The organism is Streptomyces sp. NPDC058877, assembly GCF_042742855.1.
Classification (GTDB): domain Bacteria; phylum Actinomycetota; class Actinomycetes; order Streptomycetales; family Streptomycetaceae; genus Streptomyces.
Genome location: NZ_JBHYMF010000330.1, coordinates 1 through 3918, shown reverse-complemented (window position 1 = coordinate 3918; position 3918 = coordinate 1). Strand labels below are relative to the sequence as shown.

At 69.5% G+C, this 3918-nt stretch carries 4 protein-coding genes; 1 reads left to right on the top strand and 3 read right to left on the bottom strand.

Annotated elements, in window-relative coordinates:
- Window positions 1–352: 352 nt before the first annotated feature.
- Window positions 353–1360 (bottom strand): stage II sporulation protein M, encoded by a 1008-nt coding sequence (locus tag ACFW2Y_RS34975; RefSeq protein ID WP_384887539.1) that lies wholly within the window; start codon window positions 1358–1360, stop codon window positions 353–355.
- 118 nt (window positions 1361–1478) lie between these two features.
- On the opposite strand from ACFW2Y_RS34975, the gene ACFW2Y_RS34970 reads away from it, so the two are divergent.
- Window positions 1479–2423: an RDD family protein gene (locus tag ACFW2Y_RS34970; RefSeq protein ID WP_384887536.1), complete on the top strand. Its 945-nt coding sequence runs from the start codon at window positions 1479–1481 to the stop codon at window positions 2421–2423.
- Window positions 2424–2432: 9 nt separating this feature from the next.
- On the opposite strand, the gene ACFW2Y_RS34965 is transcribed toward ACFW2Y_RS34970, so the two are convergent.
- Complete coding sequence (locus tag ACFW2Y_RS34965) at window positions 2433–3047, bottom strand: hypothetical protein (protein WP_384887533.1); 615 nt, start codon at window positions 3045–3047, stop codon at window positions 2433–2435.
- 133 nt (window positions 3048–3180) lie between these two features.
- On the bottom strand, window positions 3181–3918 hold a 738-nt coding region (locus tag ACFW2Y_RS34960; RefSeq protein ID WP_384887530.1), incomplete at its 5' end, for an adenosylhomocysteinase.

The window sequence follows — 3918 nt, the reverse complement described above, 5'->3', positions numbered from 1 at the left end:
TTCCTGTTCCCAGGCCCTCCGGGCGCTTCCTTCGTTTCCGACTCTATCAGATCTTTCCGACCCGATTTCCTCGGTGCTTTCCGGTCTCGAATTTCCTTCCGAGGCCTTCAAGCGATTTCGACTTTATCAGATTCATTTCGGCCGACCTAATCGGTGGCTTTCGTGATTCGAATAAGAATCGGAGTGACTCCGCGGAACCAAAATCCTCGCTGGAGTGAGTGAGACTCTATCCGACTGCTACCGAACTGTCCAGTTCCAGGCAACCGTTTAAATCTACCTCCCCACAGCTGCCGTGTCAACGGCTTCTGCGGGCACCGGAGGAGACTAGCAGCCCGGCGGGGGCGGATGCACATCAGGCGGCGGTGGGGAGGGCGGCGCTGCGGTCGGGCTCCCCCACGTCACCGGTGTCACCGGAACGCGCGGCACGACCGCCCAGTACGTAGACATAGGCGAGGAAGAGCAGCTCGGCTGCGACGCCGATGGTGATGCGGGCCCAGGTGGGGAGGCCCGAGGGGGTGACGAAGCCTTCGATCAGGCCCGAGACGAAGAGGACCAGGGCCAGGCCGATCGCCATGCCGACGGCCGCGCGACCCCGCTCCGCAAGGGCGGCCCTGCGGGTCCTGGGCCCCGGGTCGATGACGGTCCAACCGAGGCGGAGGCCCGTACCGGCGGCGACGAAGACCGCGGTCAGTTCGAGGAGGCCGTGCGGCAGGATCAGTCCCAGGAAGACGTCGAGGCGGCCGGCGGAGGACATCAGGCCGAGGCCCACGCCGAGGTTCAGCACGTTGGCGAAGAGGATCCACAGGACCGGGATGCCCAGGAACGCGCCCAGGACCAGGCACATGGCGGCGGCCCGGGCATTGTTCGTCCACACCTGCGCGGCGAAGGAGCTCGCCGGGTGGCTGGAGTAGTAGGTCTCGTACTGACCTCCGGGACGGGTCATCTCCCGGAGGTCCGCAGAAGCGCCGATCGCTGCCTGCACCTCCGGGTGGGCCCCGATCCACCAGCCGATGAGTGCGGCGAGCAGGGTCGAGAGGACGGCCGTGGGAACCCACCAGTTGCGGGAGCGGTAGACCGCCGCGGGAAATCCGGCGACCAGGAAGCCGATCGCGTCCCGCCAGGAGGAACGCCGGGTCCCCGCGACGGCGGCGCGGGCACGGGCCACCAGCTGGGTGAGCCCGGTCGTGAGAAGGGGGTCCGGGGAAGCCGACTGCACGATCGACAGGTGGGTCGCCGTGCGCTGGTACAGGGAGACCAGTTCGTCGACCTCGGCTCCGGTGAGCTTGCCCGCCCGCCGCAGCAGGTGGTCGAGGCGTTCCCACTCGGCTCGGTGGGCGGTCACGTAGACGTCGAGGTCCATGGTCGGCTGCTGCTCCAGGCACTGGCGGTGGACGGGTCCGTACTGCTGCGGCGCGCTGCGGGTCAGCTTGGCAGACTGGCGTTCGACGGGGTCGGGGAGCTCGGAGAGGGGCGGTGCCGTGAGTGGGCTGGTGACGGGCGACGCGGTCGTTCTGGGATTGCAGCCCGCGCGGCTGCCGAGCAGGACGCTCGCGGTGCTGATCGATCTGGTCGTGGTGGGGGTCGTGTACCTGCTGGTCGCCCTCGGGCTCGCGGTCGCCACGGCCTCCTTGGACGAAGCGGCCGTGATGGCCGTGTCCATCGCGTCCTTCCTGCTGGTGCTGGTCGGAGCGCCGATCGCGGTGGAAACGCTGTCGCACGGGCGGTCCCTGGGCAAGCTCGTCTGCGGGTTGCGCGTGGTGCGCGACGACGGCGGGCCGATCCGGTTCCGGCACGCGCTGGTGCGGGGGGCGATGGGGGTCGTGGAGATCCTGATGACGTTCGGGGTCGTCGCCTGTGTCGCGTCGTTGGTGTCCCAGCGGGGGCGGCGCCTCGGGGACGTCTTCGCGGGCACGCTCGTGGTGCGGGAGCGGATGCCCGCGGCACGGGTGCGGGCGGTGCCCCCGCCTCCGCCGTGGCTGGTGGGACGGTTCTCCGGGATCGACCTTTCGGCAGTGCCGGAGGCCCTGTGGCTGGAGGTGCGCCAGTACCTGACCCGGGCTCGTGAGCTGGACCCGGTCGCGGGACGGCGGCTCGCCGAGCGGCTGGCGGACGAACTGGTGGCGCGGACGGGTGCGCCACCGCCGCCGGGGGTGCCGGCCGACGTCTATCTGGCCGGGGTGGTCGCGGAGCGGCAGGCCCGGGACGCCCGACGGGCTTTCGTGCCGCCGGGCGGGGGGTCGGGGAGCGCTCGTGCGGGTGCCGCGCCGGCGGCCCCTGCGGCATCGGGCACCGAGGCGGTGGCTCCGAGGCCGGTGGCAAGCCCTGCTCCGCCGGTTTCCGGTCCGCCCGTCGGTCCTCCCCCAGTCGGTGGTCCGACCGGGTCGTCCGAGAGGCGTGCCACCGGATTCGTGCCGCCCGCCTGAGCCTGCGGGTCAGGGGAAGGCCGAGGGCGGGGTCTCCAAGTCTTCGAGTTCGATGCCAGGTGCTGCGAGGACCACGTCTCCGGCGACGTGGACCGCATGGCGTTCGCCCGTGCCCAGGTCGCTGACCTGGTACTCGTCCACGGTCAAGGGGCCGTTGTCAGTGGCGTGCGTTTCACTTCTCAGCAGGGCCCAGGACTGGTCGACCGTGAGAGGGGCGAGGACCGGGTCCGTGAAGGCGACGAGCCTGATGCGGGTCTCGGGGGAATCGGGGGTGAGGCGTAGGAGTCGGGTGAGGGCGACGAGGAACGCGGGGGACGTCCCGGTGAAGGCATGGGCGCGCACATTGCCTTCGGTGGCGTGGGTTCCGGTGGGGTCCGTGCGGACCCAGGTGACGCCGTCCAGGGCCGCACCGCGGACCTGCCAGCTCGCGGCGTGCAGTTCGAGGCGAATGGGGCGACCTAGCTCGTCGACGGCCAGGTCGACGGAGCCCTGGTGGTCGCCCGAGGGGGTGGTGGTCTGGGAGACGTAGCGCCAGCCGGAGGGGCCGGGCGCGCAGTGGAAGTGTTCTTCGCCGAGGAAGGTGTGATCGTGCGGGTCATGGAGCGAATAACGGCCGCGGGGCATGGTTCCTCGGGTGGCTTCCAGGGGCTGTAGCTGGACGGGGCAGGCCCCCGACACGGGGGTGCGGGGGCCTGCCTGGTCCTACTGGCGTCCGGAACGGCGTCGTATCAGTGCACGGGCCGTCGCCGAGCGTGTGTCAGTAGCGGTAGTGGTCGGGCTTGTAGGGGCCTTCGACGGGGACGCCGATGTAGGCGGCCTGCTCGGGGCGCAGGGTGGTGAGTGTGACGCCGAGGGCGTCGAGGTGGAGGCGGGCGACCTTTTCGTCGAGGTGCTTCGGGAGCGTGTAGACGTCGGTGGGGTACTGCTCGGGCTTGGTGAACAGTTCGATCTGGGCCAGGGTCTGGTCGGCGAAGGAGTTCGACATCACGAAGGAGGGGTGGCCGGTGGCGTTGCCCAGGTTGAGCAGGCGGCCTTCGGAGAGCACGATGATGACCTTGCCGTCGGCGAAGGTCCAGGTGTGGACCTGCGGCTTGACCTCGTCCTTGACGATCCCGGGGATCTGGGCGAGACCGGCCATGTCGATCTCGTTGTCGAAGTGACCGATGTTGCCGACGATCGCCTGGTGCTTCATCCGGGCGATGTCGGACGCCATGATGATGTCCTTGTTGCCCGTGGTGGTGACGAAGATGTCCGCGGTTTCCACGACCTCGTCCAGGGTGGTGACCTGGTAGCCGTCCATCGCCGCCTGCAGCGCACAGATCGGGTCGATCTCGGTGACGATCACCCGCGCGCCCTGACCGCGCAGCGACTCCGCACACCCCTTGCCGACGTCGCCGTAACCGAAGACCACCGCCGTCTTGCCACCGATCAACACATCGGTGGCCCGGTTGATCCCGTCGATCAACGAATGCCGACAACCGTACTTGTTGTCGAA

Coding starts and splice junctions, on each gene's coding strand:
- ACFW2Y_RS34975 (WP_384887539.1), bottom strand. CDS start 1,360: ATGGACCTCGACGTCTACGTGACCGCCCACCGAGCCGAGTGGGAACGC.
- ACFW2Y_RS34965 (WP_384887533.1), bottom strand. CDS start 3,047: ATGCCCCGCGGCCGTTATTCGCTCCATGACCCGCACGATCACACCTTC.